Annotated in this window: 27 protein-coding genes and 1 tRNA gene; 12 read left to right on the top strand and 16 right to left on the bottom strand. The window is 72.6% G+C overall.

Annotated elements, in window-relative coordinates:
• The first annotated feature begins 22 nt into the window (after positions 1–22).
• The gene (locus tag ACWEJX_RS00495; RefSeq protein ID WP_451605337.1) at positions 23–1,234 is read left to right on the top strand and encodes an FAD-dependent monooxygenase; all 1,212 of its coding nucleotides are present in this window, start codon (positions 23–25) and stop codon (positions 1,232–1,234) included.
• A 77-nt stretch (positions 1,235–1,311) separates the two neighbouring features.
• On the top strand, positions 1,312–1,812 hold the full coding sequence (locus tag ACWEJX_RS00490; RefSeq protein WP_451605336.1) for a hypothetical protein: 501 nt from the start codon (positions 1,312–1,314) through the stop codon (positions 1,810–1,812).
• Positions 1,813–1,831: 19 nt separating this feature from the next.
• Here the strand turns inward: ACWEJX_RS00490 and ACWEJX_RS00485 are convergent, their stop codons facing one another.
• Positions 1,832–2,503, bottom strand: coding sequence for a pentapeptide repeat-containing protein (locus ACWEJX_RS00485; RefSeq protein ID WP_451605335.1), 672 nt, complete (start codon positions 2,501–2,503; stop codon positions 1,832–1,834).
• A 121-nt stretch (positions 2,504–2,624) separates the two neighbouring features.
• On the opposite strand from ACWEJX_RS00485, the gene ACWEJX_RS00480 reads away from it, so the two are divergent.
• Positions 2,625–3,830 carry an FAD-dependent oxidoreductase gene (locus ACWEJX_RS00480; RefSeq protein WP_451605334.1) on the top strand — a complete coding sequence of 402 codons (1,206 nt, stop codon included), beginning with the start codon at positions 2,625–2,627 and terminating at the stop codon, positions 3,828–3,830.
• A gap of 167 nt (positions 3,831–3,997) precedes the next feature.
• Positions 3,998–4,981: a zinc-binding dehydrogenase gene (locus tag ACWEJX_RS00475; protein WP_451605333.1), complete on the top strand. Its 984-nt coding sequence runs from the start codon at positions 3,998–4,000 to the stop codon at positions 4,979–4,981.
• Here the strand turns inward: ACWEJX_RS00475 and ACWEJX_RS00470 are convergent.
• Complete coding sequence (locus tag ACWEJX_RS00470) at positions 4,978–5,313, bottom strand: hypothetical protein (RefSeq protein ID WP_389205166.1); 336 nt, start codon at positions 5,311–5,313, stop codon at positions 4,978–4,980. The genes ACWEJX_RS00475 and ACWEJX_RS00470 overlap by 4 nt on opposite strands.
• Before the next feature lie 53 nt (positions 5,314–5,366).
• Between ACWEJX_RS00470 and ACWEJX_RS00465 the strand changes: the two genes are divergently transcribed.
• Complete coding sequence (locus ACWEJX_RS00465; protein ID WP_451605332.1) at positions 5,367–5,705, top strand: hypothetical protein; 339 nt, start codon at positions 5,367–5,369, stop codon at positions 5,703–5,705.
• Positions 5,706–5,730: 25 nt separating this feature from the next.
• On the opposite strand, the gene ACWEJX_RS00460 is transcribed toward ACWEJX_RS00465, so the two are convergent.
• Positions 5,731–6,213 carry an N-acetyltransferase family protein gene (locus ACWEJX_RS00460; RefSeq protein WP_451605331.1) on the bottom strand — a complete coding sequence of 161 codons (483 nt, stop codon included), beginning with the start codon at positions 6,211–6,213 and terminating at the stop codon, positions 5,731–5,733.
• Between the two features lie 19 nt (positions 6,214–6,232).
• Positions 6,233–7,132, bottom strand: a complete 900-nt coding sequence (locus ACWEJX_RS00455) for an aminoglycoside phosphotransferase family protein (protein WP_451605330.1) — start codon at positions 7,130–7,132, stop codon at positions 6,233–6,235.
• 182 nt (positions 7,133–7,314) lie between these two features.
• On the opposite strand from ACWEJX_RS00455, the gene ACWEJX_RS00450 reads away from it, so the two are divergent.
• Complete coding sequence (locus tag ACWEJX_RS00450; RefSeq protein ID WP_451605329.1) at positions 7,315–8,712, top strand: NAD(P)/FAD-dependent oxidoreductase; 1,398 nt, start codon at positions 7,315–7,317, stop codon at positions 8,710–8,712.
• 64 nt (positions 8,713–8,776) lie between these two features.
• On the opposite strand, the gene ACWEJX_RS00445 is transcribed toward ACWEJX_RS00450, so the two are convergent.
• Both ACWEJX_RS00445 and ACWEJX_RS00440 read right to left on the bottom strand, forming a co-directional pair.
• Positions 8,777–10,819, bottom strand: coding sequence for a restriction endonuclease (locus ACWEJX_RS00445; protein WP_451605328.1), 2,043 nt, complete (start codon positions 10,817–10,819; stop codon positions 8,777–8,779).
• Between the two features lie 101 nt (positions 10,820–10,920).
• A tRNA-Thr gene (locus ACWEJX_RS00440) sits at positions 10,921–10,994 on the bottom strand.
• A 190-nt stretch (positions 10,995–11,184) separates the two neighbouring features.
• On the opposite strand from ACWEJX_RS00440, the gene ACWEJX_RS00435 reads away from it, so the two are divergent.
• The 3 genes from ACWEJX_RS00435 to ACWEJX_RS00425 all read left to right on the top strand — a co-directional run bounded on the left by ACWEJX_RS00435 (position 11,185) and on the right by ACWEJX_RS00425 (position 13,697).
• Positions 11,185–12,282 (top strand): ABC transporter ATP-binding protein, encoded by a 1,098-nt coding sequence (locus ACWEJX_RS00435; protein ID WP_403799841.1) that lies wholly within the window; start codon positions 11,185–11,187, stop codon positions 12,280–12,282.
• 237 nt (positions 12,283–12,519) lie between these two features.
• The gene (locus tag ACWEJX_RS00430) at positions 12,520–12,933 is read left to right on the top strand and encodes a hypothetical protein (protein WP_451605327.1); all 414 of its coding nucleotides are present in this window, start codon (positions 12,520–12,522) and stop codon (positions 12,931–12,933) included.
• Between the two features lie 50 nt (positions 12,934–12,983).
• Positions 12,984–13,697 carry a nucleotidyltransferase family protein gene (locus ACWEJX_RS00425; RefSeq protein ID WP_451605326.1) on the top strand — a complete coding sequence of 238 codons (714 nt, stop codon included), beginning with the start codon at positions 12,984–12,986 and terminating at the stop codon, positions 13,695–13,697.
• 78 nt (positions 13,698–13,775) lie between these two features.
• Here the strand turns inward: ACWEJX_RS00425 and ACWEJX_RS00420 are convergent, their stop codons facing one another.
• The 6 genes from ACWEJX_RS00420 to ACWEJX_RS00395 form a co-directional block, all read right to left on the bottom strand.
• Positions 13,776–15,338 (bottom strand): DoxX family membrane protein, encoded by a 1,563-nt coding sequence (locus ACWEJX_RS00420; protein ID WP_451605325.1) that lies wholly within the window; start codon positions 15,336–15,338, stop codon positions 13,776–13,778.
• A gap of 172 nt (positions 15,339–15,510) precedes the next feature.
• Positions 15,511–16,467, bottom strand: a complete 957-nt coding sequence (gene rlmB / locus ACWEJX_RS00415) for a 23S rRNA (guanosine(2251)-2'-O)-methyltransferase RlmB (protein ID WP_451605324.1) — start codon at positions 16,465–16,467, stop codon at positions 15,511–15,513.
• 101 nt (positions 16,468–16,568) lie between these two features.
• Positions 16,569–17,969: a cysteine--tRNA ligase gene (gene cysS, locus ACWEJX_RS00410; RefSeq protein ID WP_451605323.1), complete on the bottom strand. Its 1,401-nt coding sequence runs from the start codon at positions 17,967–17,969 to the stop codon at positions 16,569–16,571.
• 82 nt (positions 17,970–18,051) lie between these two features.
• Positions 18,052–18,561, bottom strand: a complete 510-nt coding sequence (gene ispF, locus ACWEJX_RS00405; protein ID WP_451605322.1) for a 2-C-methyl-D-erythritol 2,4-cyclodiphosphate synthase — start codon at positions 18,559–18,561, stop codon at positions 18,052–18,054.
• On the bottom strand, positions 18,551–19,300 hold the full coding sequence (ispD, locus tag ACWEJX_RS00400) for a 2-C-methyl-D-erythritol 4-phosphate cytidylyltransferase (RefSeq protein WP_451605321.1): 750 nt from the start codon (positions 19,298–19,300) through the stop codon (positions 18,551–18,553). The genes ispF and ispD overlap by 11 nt, the downstream gene beginning before the upstream one ends.
• Positions 19,301–19,588: 288 nt before the next feature.
• Positions 19,589–20,071, bottom strand: a complete 483-nt coding sequence (locus tag ACWEJX_RS00395) for a CarD family transcriptional regulator (RefSeq protein WP_003953493.1) — start codon at positions 20,069–20,071, stop codon at positions 19,589–19,591.
• A gap of 587 nt (positions 20,072–20,658) precedes the next feature.
• On the opposite strand from ACWEJX_RS00395, the gene ACWEJX_RS00390 reads away from it, so the two are divergent.
• A complete protein-coding gene (locus ACWEJX_RS00390) occupies positions 20,659–21,321 on the top strand; it encodes a DUF461 domain-containing protein (RefSeq protein ID WP_451605320.1) in 663 nt (220 codons plus the stop codon).
• 68 nt (positions 21,322–21,389) lie between these two features.
• On the opposite strand, the gene ACWEJX_RS00385 is transcribed toward ACWEJX_RS00390, so the two are convergent.
• Positions 21,390–22,070, bottom strand: coding sequence for a response regulator (locus ACWEJX_RS00385; protein WP_403799863.1), 681 nt, complete (start codon positions 22,068–22,070; stop codon positions 21,390–21,392).
• The gene (locus ACWEJX_RS00380) at positions 22,067–23,395 is read right to left on the bottom strand and encodes a sensor histidine kinase (RefSeq protein ID WP_451605319.1); all 1,329 of its coding nucleotides are present in this window, start codon (positions 23,393–23,395) and stop codon (positions 22,067–22,069) included. Before ACWEJX_RS00380 ends, ACWEJX_RS00385 begins: the two co-directional genes overlap by 4 nt.
• A 273-nt stretch (positions 23,396–23,668) precedes the next feature.
• Here ACWEJX_RS00380 and phoU point away from each other — a divergent pair, with 273 nt between their 5' ends.
• Positions 23,669–24,349, top strand: coding sequence for a phosphate signaling complex protein PhoU (gene phoU / locus ACWEJX_RS00375; protein ID WP_389205180.1), 681 nt, complete (start codon positions 23,669–23,671; stop codon positions 24,347–24,349).
• 145 nt (positions 24,350–24,494) lie between these two features.
• Positions 24,495–24,647, top strand: a complete 153-nt coding sequence (locus ACWEJX_RS00370) for a hypothetical protein (protein WP_403799868.1) — start codon at positions 24,495–24,497, stop codon at positions 24,645–24,647.
• Between the two features lie 50 nt (positions 24,648–24,697).
• Here ACWEJX_RS00370 and ACWEJX_RS00365 read toward each other — a convergent pair whose 3' ends face one another.
• Entirely contained in the window at positions 24,698–25,162 is a 465-nt protein-coding gene (locus ACWEJX_RS00365; protein ID WP_451605318.1) for a GNAT family N-acetyltransferase, read from the bottom strand.
• Positions 25,163–25,272: 110 nt separating this feature from the next.
• Positions 25,273–25,626, bottom strand: coding sequence for a hypothetical protein (locus ACWEJX_RS00360; protein ID WP_451605317.1), 354 nt, complete (start codon positions 25,624–25,626; stop codon positions 25,273–25,275).
• Positions 25,627–25,725 lie beyond the last annotated feature (99 nt).

Below are 25,725 nucleotides of genomic sequence, written 5' to 3'. Positions count from 1 at the left end.
TCACGCCCCCGTGGGAGCGCACGTGAAGATCACCATCGTCGGCGGCGGGCCCGGCGGCCTGTACTTCTCGATCCTGATGAAGCGCCAGGACCCCTCCCACGAGATCACGCTGTACGAGCGGAACCCGGCCGGCTCCACCTACGGCTGGGGCGTCACCTACTGGGCCGGGCTCCTCGACAAGCTGCGCGCCGGCGACCCGGAGTCGGCGGAGGCCATCGCCGCCGCGTCCGTCACCTGGACCGACGGCGTGGCCATCGTCCGCGACGAGCGCACCGTGCACCGCGGCGACGCCGGCTTCGGCGTCGGCCGCCGCACGATGCTGGACCTGCTCGCCGACCGGGCCCGCGAGCTGGGCGTACGGGTCGAGTACGAGCACGCCGTCGACGGCCCCGACGCCCCCGAGCTCGCCGACGCCGACCTGGTCGTGGCCGCCGACGGCGTGAACAGCGTGCTGCGCGAGGCGCACCCGGACCGCTTCGGCGCCGAGGTCACCAGCGGCCGCAACCACTACGTCTGGCTGGGCACGACCAAGGTCTTCGACTCCTTCAGCTTCGCCTTCAAGGAGACCGAGCACGGCTGGATCTGGTGCTACGCGTACGGCTTCAGCGGCGAGCAGTCGACCTGCGTGGTGGAGTGCGCGCCGGACACCTGGACGGGCCTGGGGCTCGACCGGACGAACGAGGCCGACAGCCTGCGCCTCCTGGAGAAGCTGTTCGCCGACCTGCTCGACGGCGAGCCGCTGATCGGCCGCGAGCAGCACGGCGGCGGCGCCCCGGCCCAGTGGCTGAACTTCCGCACCCTGACCACCCGGACCTGGCACCACGGCAACACCGTCCTGCTCGGCGACGCCGCCCACACCACCCACTACTCCATCGGCGCGGGCACCACCCTGGCCCTGGAGGACGCCCTGGCGCTGGCCGCCGCCCTGCGCGCCGGTGCCGACGACCTGCCGGCCGCCCTCGCCGCGTACGGCCGCAGGCGACGCGCCGAACTGGTCTCGGCCCAGAGCGCGGCCCGCTACAGCGCCCAGTGGTACGAGAACCTGCCCCGCTACATGCGTCTGGAGCCGGCGCAGATGTTCGCCCTCCTCGGCCAGCGCCACTCCCCGCTGCTCCCGCACATCCCGCCCCAGCTCTACTACCGCCTCGACCACGCCGCCGGCCGCCTGGAGTCCCTCCGCCGCCTCAAGCGCTGGCTGGGCCCCCGCCTGGCGAGGGCGGCACACCGGGGCTGAGGGCCCGGGGCACGGCGAGCGCGGCGGGCACGGCGGGCGCGGCGAGCGGTGGGCACCGGGCATGGGACCATCGAACCGTGCTCGACATCGGCTACTCGCTCTCCCGCCGCTTCCCCGACCCCCCGCAGACGGACTACCGCCGCGCGGACGTCCACGCGCTGCGCCACGACCTGTTCTGCGGCGACGTCTACCTCGCGGACACGGAGAAGGACCAGGAGGTGTCCACAGCCTGGGGATGGGTGCCGGTGCTCGACTTCGCGTGGGCGCTGTGCGACATCGTCGAGCAGCTCGACCGCGACCCGCGCGGCAGCCGCGCCGCGCAGCCGCAGTACGCGGAGCTCGACTTCACCGAGTCCTCGGACGTCATGATCTTCGAGCGCCGCTTCGGCTGGGTGGACGTCGAGGCCGACTGGATGCCGGGCAACGAACCGCCGCTCACCTTCGGCCATGCCCAACTGCGCCGCGAGGCCCGCGACTTCCTGCACGACCTGATCGCCGACCTCGTCGACATGCACGAGGGCCTGGCCGACAACCCGGTCGTGTGGGACCTCCAGGCCCGCTTCCCCCGCGTGCCCTGACTCCCCGTATCCGTATGGGTCAGTCCTCCACCCGCACCCCCAACTGCGCCGCGAACACCGGCGCCAGATCGAGCAGCTGCGCCGTGGAGATCACGGCCCCGGCCAGGGCGTCGACCCCGCGCGCGATCTCCAGCCGCTGCACCGTGCGCAGGTCCACGTCCTTCAGCCGCGCCCCGCTGAAGTCCGCCCCGACCAGGACGCAGTCCCGGAACTCCACCCGCTCCAGGTGTGCGCCCCCGAAGTCGGGCTCGCTCAGCACGCACCCGTCGAAGACGACGTCCTTCAGCTTCGCCTTCCGCAGATTCAGATAGTCCGCCTTTCCTCCCCTCACCCACACCCGCTCAAGGACCGCCCCGTGCAGCTGCGTCCCGCCGAGCCGCGCGTCCACGACCTCCACGTCCCGCAGCTGCGCCTCCGCGAGGTCGGTGCCCACGCCCCGTACCCCCTCCAGCACCGAGTCGAGGAAGCGCGCCGCCGTCAGCCGCGCCTCGTCGAGCGCGCAGTCGCGCAGGGCGCAGTCCAGGAACCGGGCGCCCTGGCCGTCCTGGCCGGCCAGGTCGAGACCGGTGAGCTCCAGGCCGTCGTAGTCCCCGTCGGGCTCCAGGCCCCCTTCGTACGCCTCCAGCTCCGGCAGCCGGACCTCGGGCCGGCGCACCGCCGGGACGGGCTTCCTCTTCCTCGTACTCGTCATGCCACCCATCGTGACGCACACCACTGACAACGCCCCGGCCCCGATGTCACGAACCCGGCCCCGCCGCCCGTCCCATGCGTGAACCCCGGCACCGAGCCGGGCGCACGAGGGAGTCGGAAAGATGCGGAACATCACCATCGTCGGCGGCGGCTTCGCCGGACTCACCGCCGCCGTCACCGCCGCCGAGGCGGGCGCCCGGGTCACCCTGCACGAGGCGCACCACACCCTCGGCGGCCGGGCGCGCACCGCCGAGGGCCCGTACCTGACCAACGAGGGCCCGCACGCGATCTACAGCGGCGGCCCGCACTGGACCTGGCTCAAGCAGCGCGGCCTGCTCGGCCCGCTCGCCCCGCTGCCCGCGCTCGACGCCGCGAAGCTCCGCTTCCACCACAAGGGCGCGCTGCGCCGCGTCCCGCCGTTCGGCTTCCTGCGCCAGTCCTTCCGCAAGGCGGAGCAGGCCCCGGTGGACGTCGACTTCCGCACCTGGGCGACCGGGATCGCCGGTCCGGCGGCGGCGGAGGCGGCGGCCGCGTACAGCGGGGTCGCGCTCTACCACCACGACCCGGGCGCGCTGTCGGCCCGCTTCGTGCAGGAGCGGCTGCACCGGGCCACGTCGGTGCCGGCCGAGGCGCACTTCGTGAAGGGCGGCTGGGGCCGGCTGATCGAGCGGATGACGGCGCGGGCCGTGGAGCTGGGCGTACGGATCGAGACCTCGTCGCGCGTCGACAGCCTGGCCGACCTGCCGACCGCCGAGGGCCCGGTGATCGTCGCGACCGCCCTGCCGGCCGCCGCCCGGCTGCTCGGCGACCCGACGCTGACCTGGGAATCGGGCCGTACGGTCCTCTTCGACCTGGCGTTGCGCACCCGGAAGGGCGACCCGTTCGCGATCTCGGACCTGGACGCACCCGGCTGGGTGGAACGGTTCACCACCCAGGACCCGACCCTGGCACCGGCCGGCGAGCAGCTGATCCAGGCGCAGCTCCCGATCGGCCCCGGCGAGTCGAAGGCGGACGGCGTCGCGCACGCCGAGCGGCTGCTCGACCTGGGCTTCGCGGGCTGGCGCGAGCGCACGCTGTGGCGGCGCGAGGCCGTCTCCAACGGGCGTACGGGCGCGGTCGACCGCCCCGGCACCACCTGGCGCGACCGCCCGGCGATCGACCGGGGCGACGGCGTGTACCTGGCGGGCGACCAGGTGGCGGCGCCGGGGGTGCTGGTGGAGGTGTCGTTCACGAGCGCGGTGGAGGCGGTGTCGCTGGCGCTGCGGAACGCGCGCCTGAGGGAGGGCCTGCGGGAGGGGCTGGAGCGGCTTGACCTCAAGCGGGCCTGAGGGAGGGGGGCTGGAGCGGCTTGACCTCAAGCGGGCCTGAGGGAGAGGGGCTGGAGCGGCTTGACCTCAAGCGGGCCTGAGGAAGGGGAGCCGGAGCGGCTTGACCTCAAGCGCGCTTGAGATTGAAGGCTGTTCGCGACAACACTCGTCGCACAGGGGAGACCGCCATGCACGCCATCCGCCTCCACGCCTTCGGCCCGGCCGAGAACCTCACGTACGAGGAGGTCCCGGACCCCGTCCCGGGCCCCGGCCAGGTCCGCGTCAGGGTGACGGCGGCCGGCGTGCACCTCCTGGACACCGTCCTCCGCGAGGGCGCGCCCGGACCCTTCCCGGCCCCGGCCGAACTCCCCACCGTGCCCGGCCGCGAGGTCGCCGGCACGGTGGACGCCCTCGGCCCGGGCACCGACCCGTCCTGGCTGGGCCGCCGCGTCGTCGCCCACCTCGGCATGGCGCCCGGAGGCTACGCCGAACTCGCCGTCACCGACGCGTCCCGGCTGCACGCCCTGCCCGACCACCTCGGCGAACCGGAGGCCGTCGCCATGATCGGCACCGGCCGTACGACGCTCGGCATCCTGCAGTTCGCCGAGCTGGGCCCGGAGTCGGTCGCGATCGTCCCGGCGGCGGCGGGCGGCATCGGCACGCTGCTCGTGCAGTACGCGAAGCACGCCGGCGCCGTCGTCATCGGCCTGGCGGGCGGGCCGGAGAAGGTCCGGCGGGTCCGGGAGAACGGCGCGGACCTGGCGGTCGACTACACGACCGGCACCTGGCCGGACGAGGTCCGCGCGTACCTGGGAGACCGCACCGCGACCGTCGTCTTCGACTCGGTGGGCGGGGCCACGGCCCGTTCGGCGGTGGATCTGCTCGGCAAGGGCGGCCGGCACATCGTCTTCGGCTGGTCGGGCGGCGAGGAACTCACCTTCACGGACGAGGAACTGACCGCCCGCGGCATCACCTCGCGGTCCGTGCTCGGCCCCGTCATGCTCCAGAAGGCCGGCGGCGACATCCGCACCCTCGAACTCGCCGCCCTCACCGCGGCGACGAACGGCACCCTCCGCCCGGCCGTCCAGCCCTACCCGCTGCGAGAGGCGGCGGCGGCCCACCGCGCCCTGGAGACCAGGGGCACGATGGGCAAGGTGGTGCTGCTGCCCTAGACGCCGAGCACGTCCCAGGAGTGCCCCTTGAACTCCTTCAGGAAGTCGGGGTGGTCCTCCCACATCCGGGCGATGGAGCGCAGCACGTCCCAGTTGTGCTCCAACGCCTGGTCCACCACCTGCCGCAGCTCCGGCGCCGACTCGCGCTTCTCCACCAGCCCGTTCACCGCCGAAGCCGCCTGCACGGTGTACCGCAGGGCACGCAGCGCACGCGACGTGTCGTCCATGCCGAAGCCGTGGTCGCTCCCGTTCTCGGGATCGAACAGGGGCGTGAGCCGCGCCTCGACGAACGCGGTGATCCGCTCGAACCGCTGCTGAATCTCGTTCTCCATGCCCCATTCCTACCGTCTCGTAGAGTGTCCTGCCGAACCGGAGGGGGACCGCCATGACGAACAGCACGCCCGGCACCAACACACCCGCGCGCGTCAGCGCGTGGGCGGCCGCGCTGGGCGTCGGCCTGATCGCGGGTGTCTTCCTCACGCCCGTGCTCTGGCTGCTCTACGGCGGCCTGTACACGTTCTGCGTGTTCCTCCTCGGCGCCGTCGCCGTCCCCGCCGGTCACCTCGGCCGCCGCCGCGCCAAACGCCTCGACGGCCGCGACCGCGGAGTCGCCCTCGTCGCCCTCCTCACCGGCTGGCTCCTCGTCCTCGCCGCCCTCCTGCTGGCCCTGGCCTACGCGGGCCTGGTGGCGAGCGCGGCCATCCTGGTCGACTCGGCCCCCTGAGACCGGCCCGCTCCTCTCCAGCCCGTTACGCCCCCGCGCCCCCGCCCAGCTCCTTGAGCGCCCCGTCCGTCAGGCGGTACACCGTCCACTCGTCCTGGGGGCGCGCGCCCAGGGACTCGTAGAAGTCGATGGAGGGCTGGTTCCAGTTGAGGACGGACCACTCCAGGCGCTCGTAGCCGCGCTCGACGCAGATGCGGGCGAGCTCCGTGAGCAGGGCCTTGCCGTGGCCGCCGCCGCGCAGGTCCGGGCGGACGTACAGGTCCTCCAGGTAGATGCCGTGGACGCCGCGCCAGGTGGAGAAGTTGAGGAACCAGAGCGCGAAGCCGGCCACCTCGCCGTCCTCGGTCTCGGCGATGTGGGCGTAGGCGGCGGGGCGGTCGCCGAAGAGGGCGTCGTGGAGCTGTTCGGGGGTGGCGCGGGCCTCGTCGAGGGCCTTCTCGTACTCCGCGAGGTCGCGGACGAGCTGGTGGATGACGGGGACGTCGGCGGGCGTGGCGGTACGGATCATGGAGACAGGGTGCACCGGTTCAGGCCCGGCGGGCCAGCAGGGTCCGCGCGATGGACACCTGGTCGTGGTCCAGGGAGGGCGCGCCGGCCTCGATGTCCCACAGTCCGTTCTGCAGCACCCGGCCGAGCGTCCACGCGCGGGCCCGCGCCCGGTCGAGGCCCAGCCGCTCGGTGAGGAGGTCGAAGCGCCACCGGGTCTCGGCCGGGTCCGGGTCACACAGGTTCGTCAGCGCCGGGAACAGGTCGAAGCCGGGGTCGCCGGCGAGCGGCTTCGGGTCGATGGCCAGCCAGGGCTCGCGGTCGGCGGCCAGGACGTTGTCGTAGTGCAGGTCCCAGTGGAGCAGCCGGTCGCCTGGCTCGGCCATGACCTCCCGTACGGCCGCCGCGCAGTCGCGCAGCAGCGCCGCGTCGGCCGCGCCCAGACGATCCGAGGCCGCCGGGGCGGCCGCGACCATGCGGGCGGCGATGTCGCCGAGGCTCCGGAGCCCCTCGGGCGCGGGGGCCGCCACCAGCCGGGCCAGGAGGTCCGCCAGGATCCGTACCGCCGCACGTCGATCACCGAGCGCCGACAGGTGCCGGGGCTCTTCCCCAGCCCGTTCAAGGAGCATCGAGCCCGTCGCCCCGTCGTGCTCCAGCAGCCGCACCGCCCCGTCCCCCGCCCATGTCCGCAGCGCGACCGGTTCGCCCTCGGTCTCCGCGTCCAGGAGCTGGAGCTTGAGAACCGCCGGGAGACCGTCCCGGTCCACGGGCAGCACCAGCGACGCCACCCCGTGCATCGACGGCCCCGTCACCCGCAGCCCCCACCGCTCCAGGAACTCCGCCGCCCGCCCCGGCAGCGCCGCGACGAAGGCCCTGCCCGCCTCGCCGTTCCACTTCGCCTGGGACGCCGCCAGTTCCTCGGGTACGTGTACGTGAGTCACGGCGCCGAGCCTAGATCGACGGAAACCGTCACCCCATTCCTTTTCGGGTGCCGCCCGACGGCCCTCCGGCCCGCCGGCACCGGCCTCCCGCCCACGACGGAATCCGCACCCCGCCCACGCCCCGTATCCCCGCCCCCGGCCCCCCGGCTACCCTCCCGCCAACACATCAGGGAGAGGGCACCATGAGCAGCACGACGACGGTCAACGGCGGCATATCGTTCTGGTACGCGCAGGAGGGCGCCCCCGCTCCGCGTGAGCCGCTGCCCGGTGACGGCACCGCCGACGTCTGCATCGTCGGCGGCGGCTACACCGGGCTGTGGACCGCCTACTACCTCAAGAAGGCCGTCCCCTTCCTCAACATCACCGTGCTCGAAGCGGCGTTCTGCGGGTACGGCGCCTCCGGGCGCAACGGCGGCTGGCTCTACAACGGCATCGCCGGCCGCGACAGCTACGCGCGACTGCACGGCCACGAGGCCGCCGTACGCCTCCAGCAGGCCATGAACGACACCGTCACCGAGGTCGTCGACGTCTGCGCCGCCGAGGGCATCGACGCCGACCTGCACCGCGGCGGCGTCCTCGAAGTCGCGCACTCGCCCGCGCAGCTGGCCCGGCTCAAGGAGTTCCACGCCGCCGAGGTGGCCTTCGGCGAGAAGGAGCGCGAGCTGTACGGCGCGCGGGAGACCGCCGAGCGGATCCGGATCACCGGGGCCGTCGGCTCGTCCTGGACCCCGCACGGCGCCCGCCTCCACCCGGTGAAGCTGGTCAAGGGCCTCGCCGCGGCCGTCGAGGCGCTCGGCGTGACGATCCACGAGTCGACGCCGGTCACCGAGATCCGCCCGAAGCACGCCGTCACCCCGTACGGCACGGTCCGCGCGCCGTACGTGCTCCGCTGCACGGAAGGCTTCACGGCCTCCCTCGCCGGGCAGCGCCGCACCTGGCTGCCCATGAACTCCTCGATGATCGCCACCGAGCCGCTCACCGACGCCCAGTGGGAGTCCATCGGCTGGAACGGCCTGGAGACCCTCGGCGACATGGCGCACGCCTACATGTACGCGCAGCGCACCGCCGACGGCCGGATCGCGCTCGGCGGCCGGGGCGTCCCGTACCGCTTCGGCTCGAAGACCGACAACGACGGCCGGACGCAGCCGCAGACCGTCACCGCGCTCCGCGAGATCCTGATCCGCTTCTTCCCGCAGCTCGCCGGCGTCGGGATCGCCCACGCCTGGTCCGGCGTCCTCGGCGTGCCCCGCGACTGGTGCGCCACCGTCACCCTCGACCGCTCCACGGGCCTCGGCTGGGCGGGCGGTTACGTGGGCTCCGGCGTCGCCACCACCAATTTGGCCGCCCGCACCCTGCGCGACCTCATCCAGCAGGACTCCGGCCAGGGCGGGTCCACCGAGCTCACCGAACTGCCGTGGGTGAACCACCGGGTCCGCAAGTGGGAGCCGGAGCCGTTGCGCTGGCTCGGCGTGCAGACCATGTACGCGGCCTTCCGCGCCGCCGACCGACGCGAGACCGCCGCCCGCACGGCGGCGACGGACCGGATCGCGGTCCTCGCCAACCGCCTCAGCGGCCGCTGAGGCGGCCGTAGCCGGCTCGCACCACCACCCCCGGCCGCTGAGGCCGCAGCCGGGGGTCCCCCGACTACTCCACCTCGATCCCGAAGTCCCCCACCAGCTCCGCGAGCCCGCCCCGGTACCCCTTCCCGCCCAGCACGAAGTCCCAGTCGCCGCTCGGCCGCCGCCGGAACGAGCCGAGCACCAGCGCCGTCTCCCCCGGCCGCCCGTCCGACACCTCCAGGCGGTCCAGCTCCGCGCCCGCGTCGTCCCGGAGCACGATCCCCGCGTCGGCGAAGCCCGACAGATCGGCGTCCGGGTTCACCTCCGGGTCGATCGCCGCCACCAGGACCAGCCGGTCCGCGTGCGCCGGCAGGGCGTCGAAGCCGACCCGTACCGCCGCCCTGTCCCCGGCCGGGGCCGTGACCATCGCCACCGAACCGTCCGGCGTCGCCGGGTTGTTGAAGAACACGAACCACTCGTCGCCGAGCACCCGGCTCCCCGCGCACACCAGCGCGCACACGTCGAGCGCCACGGATCCCGTCCACACCATGCCGAGCACGTTGAAGTCCTCGTCCGCCTCGGCCGGCGCCCGCACCGGCTCGACCAGGGTCGGCGTCGGCTCCCCCGTTCCGAGGCGGCCCCGCAGCCCGTGCTGGTGCAGCAGCTCCACCAGCTCACGGCCCGAGATCAACGTCAAGGGCTTGCCGTTGGCGAAGGTGTACGAGCCGGGGCCGAAGCCCGAGGTGGTGACGAGCACGCCCTTGTTCGCCCCGGCCCCCTGCACCGTCCCGAACAGGTCCCGCACCGCGCTCGGCGGCACCGTGTTCCGGTAGCGCTTCACCTGCACGAGGATCGAACCGCCGCTGATCGGGTCCGGGTCGAGCGCCTCCACGTCCACCCCGCCGTCGTTGGAGCGCCGCGTCGTCACCGCCTGCAGGCCGCGCGCCCGGAACAGCTCGGCCACCAGGCCCTCGAAGGCGATCGGGTCCATCGCGAGCAGGTCCGGCTCCGCGCCGTCGCCCTGCGAGACGACGCCCGAGCCCACCTGCTCCGGCAGCAGCAGCGGCTGCACGGCCACCCGCTCGTCCGGCTTCGCCGAAAGCCGCCCCGCCAGCGCCCCGGTCAGGCACTCCAGCGGGCTGACCAGTTCCAGGTTCAGCTCCTCGAAGGGCTGCCGCGCGGCCGCCACGGACGCCACGCAGACCCGGCCCGCCACCCCCGTCGCCGGATCGACGCCGTCGACGAAGCCGTTGAGCGTCACCCGGTCGAGGACCCCGAAGCGGTCGGCGGCGAACAGCTCCCGCAGCGCGAGCAGCACGCTCTGCGCCAGCACCTCCCGGTACAGCGCCCGCCGCTGCGACACGGGGCGCGGGACCTCCTTCTCCTGGTCCGTGCTCGGCAGGTACTTGATGCCCTTGGCGGCCGGCACCACCTCGTACCCCGGCAGGTCCCACTCCAGGGCGAGGCCGCGGGACCTCTGGTCGTACGCGGCCGAGACCTGGCGCGGGAATCCCTCGGGCCAGGCCGTCGACGCGTACAGGACCGCCGAGAAGTACTCGACCACCGTGTCCGGTTCGCCGGCCCGCAGCGCCGACTCGGTGCCCGCGATCCCGCTGTTGTGCGCCCGGATCTCCGCGAGCCGCGTCGCCGCCCACTCGTCGTACTGCCGCCGGTACGCCGCCAGCTGCTCGACCCGCCGGGCCTCCGCCGCCTGCGCCGCGTACCAGTCCCGCTCGAAGGCGGCCCGGTCCTGGTAGAAGCGCTGGTCCGGCATCGGCACGGGCTCCGCGAGCGGGCCCGGCGTGAAGGGCGCCACCTCCTCCGGCTGCCGCAGCGCCTCCACCGACACGGGCCGGCTCCGGCAGCCCGCGGCCAGCAGGCCCGCCAGGACCGCCACCCGCTCGTCCAGCTCCCGGGTCCGCCGCAGCGCGTCCGCGTCCCGGTGCCGCCGGTACTCGGCCCGCTGCTCCCGGTGCATCCGCGCCACGTCGCGCTCCTGCGCCCGCTGCGCCCGCTCGGCGTCGCGCTGCTGCCGCAGCACCGCCTGCTGCCGCCCCTCCCGTTCGCGCTGCGCCAGCCGCTGCGCCTCGGCCCAGGTCCCGATCAACCCATTGGAACGCCGGCTCATCCGCCGCACCCCTCCCCGGAAAACCCCTCGCACCTGCCCCTCGACGCACAAGTGTCCCGGACCCTGGAGGGTCCGGGACACCTGGTCGCGTGATCGCGAAGAGCCGCCTGTCGGAATCGAACCGACGACCTCAAGATTACAAGTCAAGCGCTCTAGCCAACTGAGCTAAGGCGGCAGCGGAAGCAGTGTAACGAACCCCCGCCCGCCCACGGTCGGAAATCTCACGACCTTCACGACGCCCCGACTGCTGACAGATCCGGTCCGGCCGGGTAGCGTCACCTGCGGTTCACCCAGGTGGACTACACCACATCCTTCCTTTACTCGGATCGTCCGGCACGTTCCTGCCGGTGAAGGGACACATCACCATGGCTTCCGTCACCTACGACAAGGCGACCCTGGTCTACCCCGGCGCCGAAAAGCCCTCCGTCAACGAGCTGGAGATCGAGATCGCCGACGGCGAGTTCCTCGTCCTCGTCGGCCCCTCCGGCTGTGGCAAGTCGACCTCGCTGCGCATGCTGGCCGGCCTGGAGGACGTCACCTCCGGCGCCATCCGCATCGGCGACCGCGACGTCACGCACCTGCCGCCGAAGGACCGGGACATCGCCATGGTGTTCCAGAACTACGCGCTCTACCCGCACATGACCGTCGCCGACAACATGGGCTTCGCCCTGAAGATCGCCGGCGTCAACAAGAGCGAGATCCGCACCAAGGTCGAGGAGGCGGCGAAGATCCTCGACCTCACCGAGTACCTCGACCGCAAGCCCAAGGCGCTCTCCGGCGGTCAGCGCCAGCGCGTCGCCATGGGCCGCGCCATCGTGCGCGAGCCGCAGGTCTTCCTCATGGACGAGCCGCTGTCGAACCTCGACGCCAAGCTCCGCGTCTCGACCCGTACGCAGATCGCCTCGCTCCAGCGCCGTCTCGGCATCACCACGGTGTACGTGACGCACGACCAGACCGAGGCCCTCACCATGGGCGACCGGGTCGCCGTCCTCAAGGACGGTCTGCTCCAGCAGGTCGACACCCCGCGCAACATGTACGACAAGCCCGCCAACCTCTTCGTCGCCGGCTTCATCGGCTCCCCGGCCATGAACCTGATCGAGGTCCCGATCACCGACGGCGGCGTGAAGTTCGGCGCGAGCGTCGTCCCGGTCTCCCGCGAGGCCATCGCCGCCGCGGCCGCCAAGGGCGACCGCACGGTCACCGTCGGCGTCCGTCCCGAGCACTTCGACGTCCAGGGCGCCACCGGCAAGGACGGCCTCGCCGTGACTGTGAACGTCGTCGAGGAGCTCGGCTCCGACGGCTTCGTCTACGGCACCACCCGCGTCGACGGCGAGGACAAGGAGATCGTGGTCCGCGTCGGCGGCCGCGAGGTCCCGGCCAAGGGCTCGACGCTGCACGTCGTGCCGCGCTCGGCCGAGCTGCACGTCTTCTCGACCTCGACCGGCGAGCGCCTCTCCGACTGACCCGCACCGGTGGCTCCCGACGGCCCCGCCCCCGCTTGCGGGGGTGGGGCCGTTGGCGTACAGGGGGGATTCGCCGGGCATGAAACGCCGACTCGGCGAAAACCCCGGCAGAACTGGGCATACGGCCCCCCGGCCACTCCCCCGCGTCAACACGGGATTCGAAAAGGCGCTGAGAACCGTCCCCCGTGAGAGTGACTAAATGTCGTCATTTCACTACCGACCGCTACGCTCGCCTGCGTGACGCACACTGCCCGCCGAATCGGCCGCTCCCTCGCCCTCGTCCTGCCCGTCGTCCTGGTGCTCTCCGGAACGCTCGCGGTGTCCGCCGTTCCGTGGGCCGGCCAGGGCTCCGGCACCCAGATGCTGACCGCGTCGTCGACGGACGTCTCGACCCGGGCCAAGTCCCGTGCCCCGCAGGACGTCCTGCGCGAACAGCTCCTCGCCGAACTGCAGGAGAAGGACCCGGCCGTCGCCCTCACCCACCTCCAGCGCGAGGTGGAGAACCGGCCGTCGCTCGCCAAGCACTGCGTGTCGATCGCCCGCGCCCTCGGCGCCGCCGCCGTCGAGCGCTTCGGCCCGACGCGCGCCCAGTCCTACTCCCGCCCGGTCTGCGACACCGCCTTCGCGTACGGCGTCCTGCACGCGAGCTGAGCGCGAGCTGATCCGGACCCACCGGGGCGGCTGCGCCTATCGTTCCCGGTATGCATACCTCCCCGACGCAGGCCGTGGTCCTGGCGGGCGGCCAGGGCTCGCGGCTGCGCCCGTACACCGACGACCGCCCCAAGCCGATGGTCGAGATCCCGGGCACCGGGACCCCGATCATCGGCCATCAGCTGTCCTGGCTCGCCGCTGAGGGAGTCACCGACGCCGTCGTCTCCTGCGGCCATCTCGCCGAGGTGCTCCAGGAGTGGCTGGAGACCGCGCAGCTGCCGCTGAAGGTCACGACGGTCGTCGAGTCCGAGCCGCTCGGCCGCGGCGGCGGCCTCAAGTACGCGGCCGCGCACCTGCCCGAGCCGGACCGGCCCTGGTACGCCACCAACGGCGACATCTGGACCCGCTTCTCGCTGCGTGAGATGGCCGAGTTCCACACCGAGCGCGACGCCACCGCGACCCTCGCCCTCGCCCGGCCGCGCATCCCGTGGGGCGCCGTCGAGACCGACGCCTTCGGTCACATCACCGACTTCATCGAGTCGCCGCCGTCCCCGTACCTCATCAACGCCGGCGTGTACGTCTTCTCCCCGGCCTTCACCGGCCTCCTGCCGGAGCGCGGCGACCACGAGCGCACCACCTTCCCCCGCCTGGCCCGTGAGCGGCGCCTGGCGGGCTTCCCGCTGCCCCAGGGGGCGTACTGGCGGGCCATCGACACGGCGAAGGATTTGACGGAGGCGGCGAAGGAGCTGGCCGCCCAGCCGTGACGCCCTCCTCCCGGTCCGGGCGTACGGAAGGGCCCCGGGTGTCCGTCGACACCCGGGGCCCTTCGCCGTTCCCGGGGACTACCCCAGCAGGCCGCCGATCGGGTTCCGCGCCCCGCCCGACGTCGAACCGCCGTCCGTCGAGCCGCTGGTGCTCCCGCTCGTCGGCGTACCGCTGGTGCCGCCCGAGGTGGAGTCCGTGGTGGACGAGGACGGCGCCGTCGTGCGCGTCTGGCTGGGGCTGCGGGTGGTCGTCGCCGACGGGCTGCGCCGCTCGGTGCGGGTGGTCTCGCGCGCCGACTCCGTCGGCTTCGCCTCCGCGGTCTTCTCCTTCTCGCCGCTCGCGCCGGTCGTCGCCGACGGCTTCGGGCTCGTGGCCGCCTTGCGGGAGGCGCCGGTCGTGCCGCGCTCCTTGGGGAGCGGCTGACCCGGCAGGTGGTTGACCGGGTCCTCGTCCGGTCCCGGCACGGTGACCATCGTCGTGGACCGCACGGCCCCGCCGAGCATCGAGCCGACGAGCAGCGTGAGGCCGACGACGACGGCCGCGATGACCGTGCCGCGGCGCAGCACCCTGCGGCGCAGCTCCCACAGCTCGGAGCGCGGCCCGAGGGTGCGCCAGGCCTCGCCGGCCAGGCGGCCGTCGATCGAGTAGACCGGGGCGCCCGCGATGATCAGCGGCGACCAGGCGGCCAGGTAGATGATGTCCGCCGAGTCGTAGACCGGGACGGTCTTCCAGCTGACGGTGAGGATGAGCGCGGCCGAGAGCAGCGCGCCGACGACCGCCGCGACCCGCTGCCACAGGCCGAGGACGGTGAGGACGCCGACGACGACCTGGAGGAAGGCGACGGTCAGTCCGGCGCCGACCGGGTGCTGGAGGGCGAAGTCGCGCAGTGGCTCGGCGAGCGGCCACGGGTGCAGCGAGTGCAGCCACTTGACCATGGAGCCGCGCTCGCCGCCGTCGAAGTAGACGGGGTCGCAGAGCTTGCCCATGCCGGCGTAGATGGAGATGAAGCCGAGGAAGACCCGGAGGGGCAGGAGCACCACGCCGAGGTTCATCCGGCGGCCCGGGTAGTAGGCGTGCCGGACGCCCGCCGCGGCAGCGGCCGAACCGTGCCGCTCGGCGGCGGCCCGGCCGGCGTCCGGGTCGCCCTGGCCGGTGCCGGGGCCGTCGTACGCGTCGGGCTCGAGCTCGTAGAGATCGTCGTACGCACCCTCGGCGCGCCGCATCGGCGGCAGCAGCGGGGCGCCGGGCGGCGCGGTGCGGGGCGGCACCACGGGGGTGGGCATGGTGTCGGTGACGCGCGGGATGGTCTGGGTGGTCGGCTCCAGGGTGGAGACCGCGCCACCGGAGACCGTGCGCACGGCCTGGAGCAGACCGGTCGTGCCGGAGGCCGACTTGCCGGTCCATACGACGGGCCGGCGCCGGCCCGCGGCCGCGCCGGCGCCCGCCGCGAGCCCGGCGGCTCCGGCGAGCGCGGCGATACGGGGGTTCGCGGCGAACTTCGGCTGGTGGGCCGGCGCGAGCCGCACACGGAAGCTGGCGTGGTTCACGATCACCTGGGCGGGATCGGAATCCACCTTGACCATGCTCAGCGCGGGCTGATCGTCGAACCCCGGCCGGGGCGTTCTGGTGTCCACACTCATCTAACCGAGTGACGCGCGGTTAGGACACTGCCTTGACGGCCTCGAAATGTCCGAGGCCCGTCAAGATCACGGACGGGGCGGTTAACCCTTTCGGGTCAGCCTTTTCTCACGCGTACGGGCTTCCTGCGCGTTCGGGCTGTACGGGCTGTACGGACTTCCCGCGCGTACGGGCTCAGCCCATGCGGCGGCGGGCCGCCTCGTACAGCACCACACCCGCCGCGACACCGGCGTTCAGCGACTCGGCGCCACCCGGCATCGGGATGCGGACGAGGAAGTCGCAGGTCTCGCCGACCAGGCGGGACAGGCCCTTGCCCTCGGAGCCGACCACGATGACGACCGGGCCGGAGAGCGCCTCCAGCTCGTGCACCTCGGTGTCGCCGTCCGCCGAGAGACCGACGACCGTGAGACCGGCCTTCTGGTACTGCTCCAGACAGCGGGTCAGGTTGGTGGCGCGGGCCACCGGCGTACGGGCGGCGGTGCCGGCCGAGGTCTTCCAGGCGCCCGCGGTCATGCCGGCCGCGCGCCGCTCGGGCACGACCACGCCGTGGCCGCCGAACGCGGAGACGGAACGGACGACGGCGCCGAGGTTGCGCGGGTCGGTGACGCCGTCGAGGGCGACGATCAGCGGGTCCTCGTGGTCGTCGTAGGCCGCCTCGGCGAGGTCCTCGGGGTGCGCGTACTCGTACGGCGGGACCTGGAGGACGAGGCCCTGGTGGTTGAGGCCGTTCGTCATCCGGTCCAGCTCGGGGCGCGGCGCCTCCATGATGTTGATGTTGCCGCGGCCGGTGGCGAGGTTCAGGGCCTCGCGCACGCGCTCGTCGTTGTCGATGAACTGCTGGACGTAGAGCGTGGTGGCGGGCACGCCGTCGCGCAGCGCCTCGAAGACCGGGTTGCGGCCGACGACCATCTCCGACTGGCCCTTGCCGCCACGGCGGGCGACGGGCTTGCGCTTGGCCGCGTTCCGGGCCATCGCGTTGGAGACGCGGTACGCCTTGTGGCCCTTGCGGTTCTCGGCCTTGGGCGTCGGGCCCTTGCCTTCGAGGCCCTTGCGCCGCTGGCCACCGCTGCCGATCGTCGCGCCCTTCTTGTTGGACGTACGGCGTCCCCTGCGCTGGCTGTTCCCGGCCATGGCTATCTGTTTCCTCTGCCTGCGTTCGTACAAAAGTCTGTAAGTGAAGTGTGCCGCCCGGGCCCCCGGACGGCACATTCGTCGGCGCTGTGGCCGGTTTCCTAGCGGTTGGCGATCGACCAGCGGGGGCCGTCGGGGCTGTCCTCGATGGCGAGGCCGGACTGGTTCAGCTGGTCTCGGATGGCGTCGGCGGTCGCCCAGTCCTTGCGCTCGCGCGCCGACTGGCGCTGGTCGAGCACGAGCCGGACCAGGGTGTCGACGACACCGTGCAGCTCCTCGCCGCGGTCGGTCTCCTCGGCCCAGTGCGGGTCGAGCGGGTCCAGACCGAGGACGCCGAGCATGGCGCGGACCTCGGCGAGGCGGGCGATCGCCTCGTCCTTGTCGTCGGCGGCCAGCGCGCTGTTGCCCTGGCGGACCGTGGTGTGGATGATCGCCAGCGCGTGCGGCACGCCCAGGTCGTCGTCCATGGCCTCGGCGAAGGCCGGCGGCACCTCGGCGGCGGGGGCGACGGGCGCCCCGGCCTTCTCGGTGGCGCGCTGCACGAAGCCCTCGATGCGGCCGAAGGCGGCCTCGGCCTCGCGCAGGGACTCCTCGCTGTACTCGATCATCGAGCGGTAGTGCGGGGTGCCCAGGTAGTAGCGCAGGACGATCGGGCGCCAGTTCTTCACCATCTCGGAGACGAGGACGCTGTTGCCCAGCGACTTCGACATCTTCTCGCCGCTCATGGTGACCCAGGCGTTGTGCACCCAGTACTGGGCGAAGTCGTCGCCGAAGGCCTTGGCCTGCGCGATCTCGTTCTCGTGGTGCGGGAAGATCAGGTCGAGGCCGCCGCCGTGGATGTCGAAGGCGGAGCCCAGGTACTTGTGGGCCATCGCCGAGCACTCCAGGTGCCAGCCCGGACGGCCGCGGCCCCACGGCGTCTCCCAGTCGGGCTCGCCCGGCTTGGTCGCCTTCCACATGGCGAAGTCGCGCGGGTCGCGCTTGCCGGTGATGCCCTCCTCGGAGGGCTGGCGCAGGTCGTCGATGTCCTGGTTGGACAGCTCCAGGTAGCCGGGGAACGACCGCACGTCGAAGTAGACGCTGCCGTCGGCCTCGTAGGCGTGGCCGCGCTCGATGAGGCCGCGCATCATCTCGACCATCTCGGTGACGTGGCCGGTGGCGCGGGGCTCGTACGTGGGCGGCAGGCAGCCGAGCGCGTGGTAACCGTCGTTGAACGCGCGCTCGTTCTCGTAGCCGATCGACCACCAGGGACGGCCCTGCTCGGCGCCCTTCTTGATGATCTTGTCGTCGATGTCGGTGACGTTCCGGATGAACGTGACGTCGTAGCCGCGGTAGTCGAACCAGCGGCGCATGATGTCGAAGTTCAGGCCCGAGCGGATGTGCCCGATGTGCGGGGCGGCCTGCACGGTCGCGCCACACAGGTAGATCGAGACGCAGCCCGGCTTGATCGGGGTGAAGTCACGGATCTGCCGGGCGCTGGTGTCGTACAGGCGAATGGTCACCACACCAGGGTAGTGGGCGGGGGGCAGTGCCCCGCGACCCCTTTGGGATCACGGGGCGCTTTTTTCCGCCCGTCCCGTGCTTCTAGCGCTGTACGGGGTAGACGAGCGCGGTCGCGAGCGCGGCCAGGCCCTCGGCGCGGCCGGTGAGGCCGAGGCCGTCGGTGGTGGTGCCGGAGACGGAGACCGGCGCGCCGGCCGCCTCGCTCAGCGCCTTCTGGGCCTCGTCGCGGCGCTTGCCGACCTTGGGTCGGACGCCGACGACCTGGACGGCGATGTTGCCGATCTCGTAGCCCTCGGCGCGGACGATCCGGGCCGCCTCGGCGAGCAGGGTGACGCCGGAGGCGCCGGACCACTCGGGGCGGGAGGTGCCGAAGTGGGCGCCGAGGTCGCCGATGCCGGCGGCGGAGAACAGCGCGTCGCAGGCGGCGTGGGCGGCGACGTCACCGTCGGAGTGCCCGGCCAGCCCGTACTCCTCGCCCTCCCAGAGGAGGCCGGCGCACCACAGCTCGCGCCCCTTCTCGAAGGCGTGGACGTCGGTGCCGATGCCGGTGCGGGGCAGGACGGGGGTCTGCGGGGTCGGCTCAGAAGCCATCGTTGGCCCTCCTGCGGGCGAGTACGGCCTCGGCGAGGACGAGGTCGAGGGGACGGGTCACCTTGAACGCCTCTTCGTGGCCGGGCACGACGACGACGGGCGCGCCGAGCTTCTCGACCATGCCGGCGTCGTCGGTGGCGCCCTCGCCGGTGAGGGCGATGGTGGCGTGGGCGTTGACCAGCGTCTCGCGGTCGAAGCCCTGCGGGGTCTGTACGGCGCGGAGCCGGGCCCGCACCGGGGTGGCGACGACCTGCTCGGGGGCGCCCGGCCGCTCGGCCGGCTCGACCTCCTTGACGGTGTCGGCGACGGGCAGCGCCGGGACGACGGCCACGGCCCCGTCCCGTACCGCCTCGATCACGGCGTCGACGGTGTCGACCGGCACGAGCGGCCGGGCCGCGTCGTGGACGAGGACGGTGGTGATGTCGTCGGGCACGGCCTTGAGGCCGAGGTGGACGGACTCCTGGCGGGTGTCGCCGCCGGGCACGACCACGTAGTCCGTGCGCTCGGGCAGGGCGTGGGCGTCGAGGAGGTTCTTGACCTCGGTGGCACCGTCGGCGGGGGCGACCACGACGACGAGGGAGACGGCGCGGGAGGCGGCCATCGCCCGGACGGCGTGGATCAGCATGGGGGTGCCGTTCAGCGCGCGCAGCGCCTTGGGGGCGCCCGGACCGAGGCGCACGCCCCGGCCGGCCGCGGGAATCACCACGGCGGTTCGACTATGACGCGCTTGGTCTGTCATCGGTTGCACTCCGGCAGGTTTGTTTCCGCGGGCGACGTGGGTATGGCGTCAACAAGCTGATGGCGACGCCTCGACCGGGCCCTTTCCGTGACGACGGTCGAGGCGTCGCCATGCGAGAGCCGCTGGGGATTGCAAGCTTGCAAGGGGATGGGAGCGAAAAGAGAGACGAACATGCCGCAGTGCCCGGCGACGGCACTGTGGAATCGTGGGATTCACAGCACGTCGGCGGGCACCGCGGCATGGATGCTGAGCATGGCGCTTGCGCCAGGCGTCAGACTGCTTCAGGCGTCAGGACGCGAGCACCTCGTCGAGGAGCGCCTCGGCCTTGTCCTCGTTGGTGTTCTCCGCGAGGGCCAGCTCGCTCACCAGGATCTGGCGGGCCTTGGCGAGCATGCGCTTCTCACCGGCGGAGAGTCCGCGCTCGCGCTCGCGGCGCCACAGGTCGCGCACTACTTCGGCGACCTTGATGACGTCGCCGGAGGCGAGCTTCTCCAGGTTTGCCTTGTAGCGACGGGACCAGTTCGTCGGCTCCTCTGCGTACGGCGCGCGCAGCACCTCGAAGACCCGGTCCAGCCCGTCCTGACCGACCACGTCGCGAACTCCGACGAACTCCGCGTTGTCCGCCGGTACACGCACCGTCAGGTCGCCTTGCGCGACCTTGAGCACCAAGTAGGTCTTGTCCACGCCTTTGATCTGGCGAGTTTCGATGGCCTCGATCAGCGCGGCCCCGTGATGGGGATAGACCACGGTGTCGCCAACCTTGAACGTCATGTGACAGGTACCCCTTCCGTGGCTATCCAGGGTAACACGGATACGGCTTCTTCTGAATGGCGTTTTCGCAGGTCAGGGCATATCTCGGGGCTTGACAACAGCGCCGCGAACGTGCTGCGGAGGGCTCCCGGAAGGCGGTATTCGCAGGTCGGAGCGGCTGCGCGGACACAGAGAAACACCCACGTTACAGGCTCCGGTAGGGCGGCGGAGGAGGTCGGATGTACCGGTTTGCCGGGTTCGGTGTGGCCTGCTTCACGTGCTCCGTTCGAGGATCGATCACTCGTACGGATGGATTCTCGAATTGATCACCGGAGCCTCCGGCGCGGTTTCTCGAATGCCCCGGACGGACCCGGACGGGGGAATGTGCGAATTGATCACGACGGATATGTGAACGGAAGGTGATTGCAGCGCGATCCGGCCATGACGGCGAGTTCCCGACGGCGCCTCCCGGACGGTTCCCGGGCCCGGGTGCGCCGAGAGGGGCGGGTCGGGTGCGGCACGGAGAGTGGGGCTCGGTAACCTGACTCCGCTGACACACCTTTAGCCGTTCCTTAGCCTGTCCGATCGTCCTAGGAGTTGCCGCCGCCGTGAGCCGCAGCCTTCGACGCGGCGCCATCGCCGCCACCGCCGTCGTGATCTCGATCGCCGCCCTGTCCGCCTGTGGTGCGGGCAATGACGCGCAGACGCTCCAGGTCCGCCCGGACAACGCCGCCGTCTCGGTCGACGACGTCAAGATCCAGAACGCCTTCGTGATCACCCAGCCCGACCCGGGCGCGGTGGGCCCGGCGGTCGTCTCCGCCACCGTCTTCAACAACGGCCGGACCCGCCAGACCCTCGACTCGATCACCCTGCCCGGCACCGCCGGGACCGTGAAGCTCAAGGCGGCCCAGGGCAACGGCCCGATCGTCGTCCCCGCCGGCGGCTCCGTCGTCATCGGCGGCCAGGGCAACGCGTCCGCGGTCATCGAGGGCGGCCTGCACGAGGCCAGGAACGGCAACGCGCAGAAGGTCGTCTTCAAGCTGAGCAAGACCGGCGACGTGAGCCTGAGCGCGTACGTCGTCCCGGCGAAGAGCTACTTCACGGAGTACGGCCCGACCGAGCTCCCGAAGCCCCCGGCCACCCTCCCGACGGCCTCCGCCACGGCGACGCCGTCCGGCACCGCCACCCCGTCGGGCACCCCGTCGGGCACGGCCACCCCGTCGGGCACGGCCACGCCGACGGGCGGGTCGACGCAGGCCGCCGGTCACTGAGCCTCGTACATACGTGAAGGGCGCCCCCTCCGGGGGGCGCCCTTCACGTATGTCCCGCGCTGTCCGGCCTACGGCTCGAACTTGTAGCCCAGACCGCGCACCGTCACCAGATACCGCGGCGCGCCCGGGTCCGGCTCGATCTTCGCCCGGAGGCGCTTCACGTGGACGTCGAGGGTCTTGGTGTCGCCGACGTAGTCGGCGCCCCAGACGCGGTCGATGAGCTGCATGCGGGTGAGGACGCGGCCCGCGTTGCGCAGCAGCATCTCCAGGAGGTCGAACTCCTTGAGCGGGAGGTCGACCTTGCCGCCGCCCACGGTGACCACGTGGCGGTCGACGTCCATGCGGACCGGGCCGGCCTCCAGGGCGGCCGGGGTGACCTCCTCCGGCTCGCCGCGGCGGCGCAGGACCGCGCGGATGCGGGCGACCAGCTCCCGCGAGGAGAAGGGCTTCGTCACGTAGTCGTCGGCTCCTATCTCCAGGCCGACGACCTTGTCGATCTCGCTGTCCTTCGCGGTCACCATGATGACCGGCACGTTCGAGCGGCTGCGCAGCTGGCGGCACACCTCGGTACCGGGCAGGCCCGGCAGCATGAGGTCGAGGAGGACGAGATCCGCTCCGTTGCGCTCGAACTCGTCGAGGCCGTCGGGCCCGGTCGCCGCGATGGCGACCTCGAAGCCCTCCTTGCGGAGCATGTACGACAGGGCGTCGCTGAAGGATTCCTCATCCTCGACGACAAGTACACGGGTCACGGAAGGACCTCCGGGGCGGGGAGTGGTTCGGTCATGAGTTCAGGGGTGGGGGAAGCGGAGGCGAAGTTTCCGCGGTGGGGACCGGCGGACCCGCCGGAGCGGGTCGTGCCGTGGGCGCCGTCGGCGTCCTCGGCGTCGTCCGGGCCGCCGGCGTCCGCCGCACGGCGGTTCCGCGCGGCACCGGCCTCCGGCAGCCGCAGGGTGAAGGTCGAGCCCTGGCCCTCGGTGCTCCACACCGTGACCTCCCCGCCGTGCGAGGCGGCCACGTGCTTGACGATGGCGAGGCCGAGTCCCGTACCGCCCGTGGCCCGGGAGCGGGCCGGGTCGACCCGGTAGAAGCGCTCGAAGACCCGCTCGCGGTCCTTCTCCGAGATGCCGATGCCCTGGTCGGTCACGGCTATCTCGATCAGGTCGCCGCCCGGCGCCGCGACGCGGCGGGCGGCGATGCCGACGCGCGTGCGGGCCGGCGAGTAGTTCACCGCGTTCTCGACGAGGTTGCCGAGCGCGGCGGCGAGCTGGCCGCGGCTGCCCCAGACGAACAGGTCGGCCGTTCCCCCGGAGGCCATGGTGATCTGCTTGGTGGACGCGGTGTGCCGGGAGCGGTCGATCGCCTCGGCGACCAGCTCGTCCACCCGTACCGGCTCGGAGTCCTCCAGCGGATCGTCGTTCTGCACCCGGGACAGGTCGATGAGCTCCTGCACGAGGTTGGTCAGGCGGGTGGCCTCGATCTGCATCCGGCCGGCGAAGCGGGTGACCGCCTCGGGGTCGTCCGACGCGTCCATGACCGCCTCGGAGAGCAGCGAGAGCGCGCCGACCGGGGTCTTCAGCTCATGGCTCACGTTGGCGACGAAGTCGCGTCGTACGGCTTCGATGCGGCGGGCCTCGGTGAGGTCCTCGACCAGCAGCAGCACGAGCCGCGACCCCAGTGGGGCGACCCGGGCGGAGACCGCGAGGGCCTCGCCGCGGCCGGTGCCGCGCCGGGGCAGATCCAGCTCGACCTGTCGTATCTCCCCGTCACGGCGGGTGTCGCGGGCCATGTTGAGCATGGGCTCCACGGCCAGCTTCCCGCCTCGGACCAGGCCGAGCGCGTACGCCGCCGAGCTGGCCTTCACCACGGAGTCGCTCTCGTCGAGGACGACCGCGGAGGAGCGCAGCACGGAGAGCACCGTGTCGACGCCCGGCGGAAGCACGGCGTCGGTGTGCAGGGAGGTACGGGTGGGTCTCGCCTGGTCGCGCTCGCTCCAGCGGAACGCCAGCATGGCGATCACGCCGGTGCACACGCCGGCGATAGCGGCCAATGCGGCGACCGCCGCGTTCACGTCCATGCCAACCAGGTTATGCGGGTCGGCTGACACTCTCCCAGCCGTCCGAGTGGCTGCTCGAACAGTCGTCGCCCAGAGTTCACCGGGGAGACGGTGCCGATTCATTTGAGCCGTCCGGTGCCCTGGGGCGCGTCGCCCAGAGTTCACCTGGAGGTCAGTATGGGTTTACGAGACCGGCCGGAGCAGTACGCGTACGGGCCGCACCGTGGGAGCGTGGGGGTCCGACACCACGTGCACCACCCGGATCCCAGAGCATCGCGTAGAGAAGGGACACCCATGCGGGACGCGTACCACGAGGAACTTGACTCGATCGGCGAGGGCCTGGTCGAGATGGCTCGCCTGGTCGGGTCCGCGATCGGCCGGGCCACCACGGCCATGCTGGACGCCGACCTGAAGCTCGCGGAGAGCGTGATCGCCGCGGACCAGAAGGTCGACGACCTCCAGCACGACCTGGAGGCGCGGGCGATAGCGCTGCTCGCCCGGCAGCAGCCGGTGGCGACGGACCTGCGGATCGTGGTGACCTCGCTGCGGATGAGCGCCGACCTGGAGCGCTCCGGCGACCTGGCCCAGCACGTGGCCAAGCTGGCCCGGCTGCGGTTCCCGGACCGCGCGGTGCCGAACGACCTGCACGCCACCGTCCTGCAGATGGGTCAGCTGGCGCAGCGCCTGATGGCGAAGGCGGCCGAGGTCGTCATCACCAAGGACGTCGACCTGGCGCTCCAGCTGGAGCAGGACGACGACGAGATGGACCTGCTGCACCGGACGCTCTTCCAGCACCTGATGGACGACCGCTGGAGCCACGGCATCGAGACGGCCGTGGACGTCACGCTGCTCGGCCGCTACTACGAGCGGTTCGCGGACCACGCGGTGTCGGTGGCGAAGCGCGTGGTGTACCTGGTGACGGGTGAGCACGCGGACGAGCTGCAGCCGGCGGAGTCGCCGGTCGAGGGCGCGTAGGCAGGGGGCGCGCAGGCGGAGGGCGCGTAAGGCTTGCGGCACGGACGGTCGCACACCTGTGCGCCGTCGATGCGCCGTGTGCGGTGAGCGGGCCCGGGCATGGAATGGAGGGGAGGCGAGGTACGCCTTCTCAGGGAGGGACCCCATGCCCGAATCCGCTCCGATCACCGACCTCCAGCAGGAACCCGCGCGCGAGCCGGAGTTCCTGCCCGTCCTCGGCGCCTGCGGGTGCGGCTCGGGCTGCGGCTGCGGCTGCCAGTCCGGCGGGCCGTGCCAGTGCGGTGGCTGCAGCGGCTAGCGAGGTCCCTGTGCGGGCCCCGCTCCGGTCACCGGGCGGGGCCCGCGCCGTCACGTCTCCAGGACGCCGACGATCTGGTCCCCGGCGAGCTCACCGGTCTCCCGGAAGCCGAGCCCCCGGTAGAACTCCCCCGGCCCGTCCTCCCCGGCGTGCCACGACACGTACATCTCCGCCGTCCCGCGCCGCCGCAGCTCCTCGCGCACGGCCCCGACGGCGAACCGCCCGTACCCCCTGCCCTGGTGCCCGGCCCCGATGTTGAGCCGCCACAGGCCGCTGCGCCGGTCGGCGGGGTCCTTCTCGGCGTCCCACTGGATGTCGACGAACGCCATCAGGAAGCCGACGGTCTCGTCCCCGTCGACGATCAGCCGCGGCCAGGCGGTCTGTCCGTACGCGTACGCCTCCGCGAGCGAGCGGACGACGGGCGCGACGTTCCGCTCCTGGTGAGGGTGGACGCGCAGGGCGAGGGCGGCGTCGACGTTGGCGGGGGTGATCGGCTCCAGGCGGGGATTGCTCATGCCCGCGAGGCTAGGCGAGACGCGACGATCTCGGCACACGGATATCCGGGGCGCCGTGCGGACACGGCGCCCCGGTCGGCCGCAGGTCAGCGCGGCTCAGCCGCGGACGGTCACGAGGTGAGGAAGACGACCGAGCGCAGCTTGAGGGCGTCGGTGGCGGGGCGGCCGTGGGGGCGCAGCTGCCAGGAGTCGCCGTCGCAGTCGGGGCCGGTGAAGACCAGCGCGTAGTCGCTCGTGTCGTTGTGCGGGGCGAAGGCGGGCTCCGAGGAGCCCGGGTCGGCCGCCTCGGGGAGGGTGATGCAGACCCCGCTCTCCGGGTCGTGCAGGGTGACGGCGACGGTCCCGCCGCCCAGGTCGATCGCCTTGTAGGAGAAGTCGCCGGTGGCGGCGTGGGCGGGGGCGGCCATGACGGCCGTGAGGGCGAGGGCGCCGCAAGCGGCGGCGACGGTGTGCCGAAGGCGCACGGAAGGTCTCTTTCGTCGGCGTGGGAAAGACCGAGGTCATCGGTCCTCCGCAGCTCTACCGCGCCCCGTGCGCTCCGCATGCGGCACGCGCTCGCCGGA

This window comes from Streptomyces sp. NPDC004788, from assembly GCF_053601115.1.
Note: the sequence above shows the minus strand (reverse complement) of the source record. Positions and strands in the feature narration are given on the sequence as shown.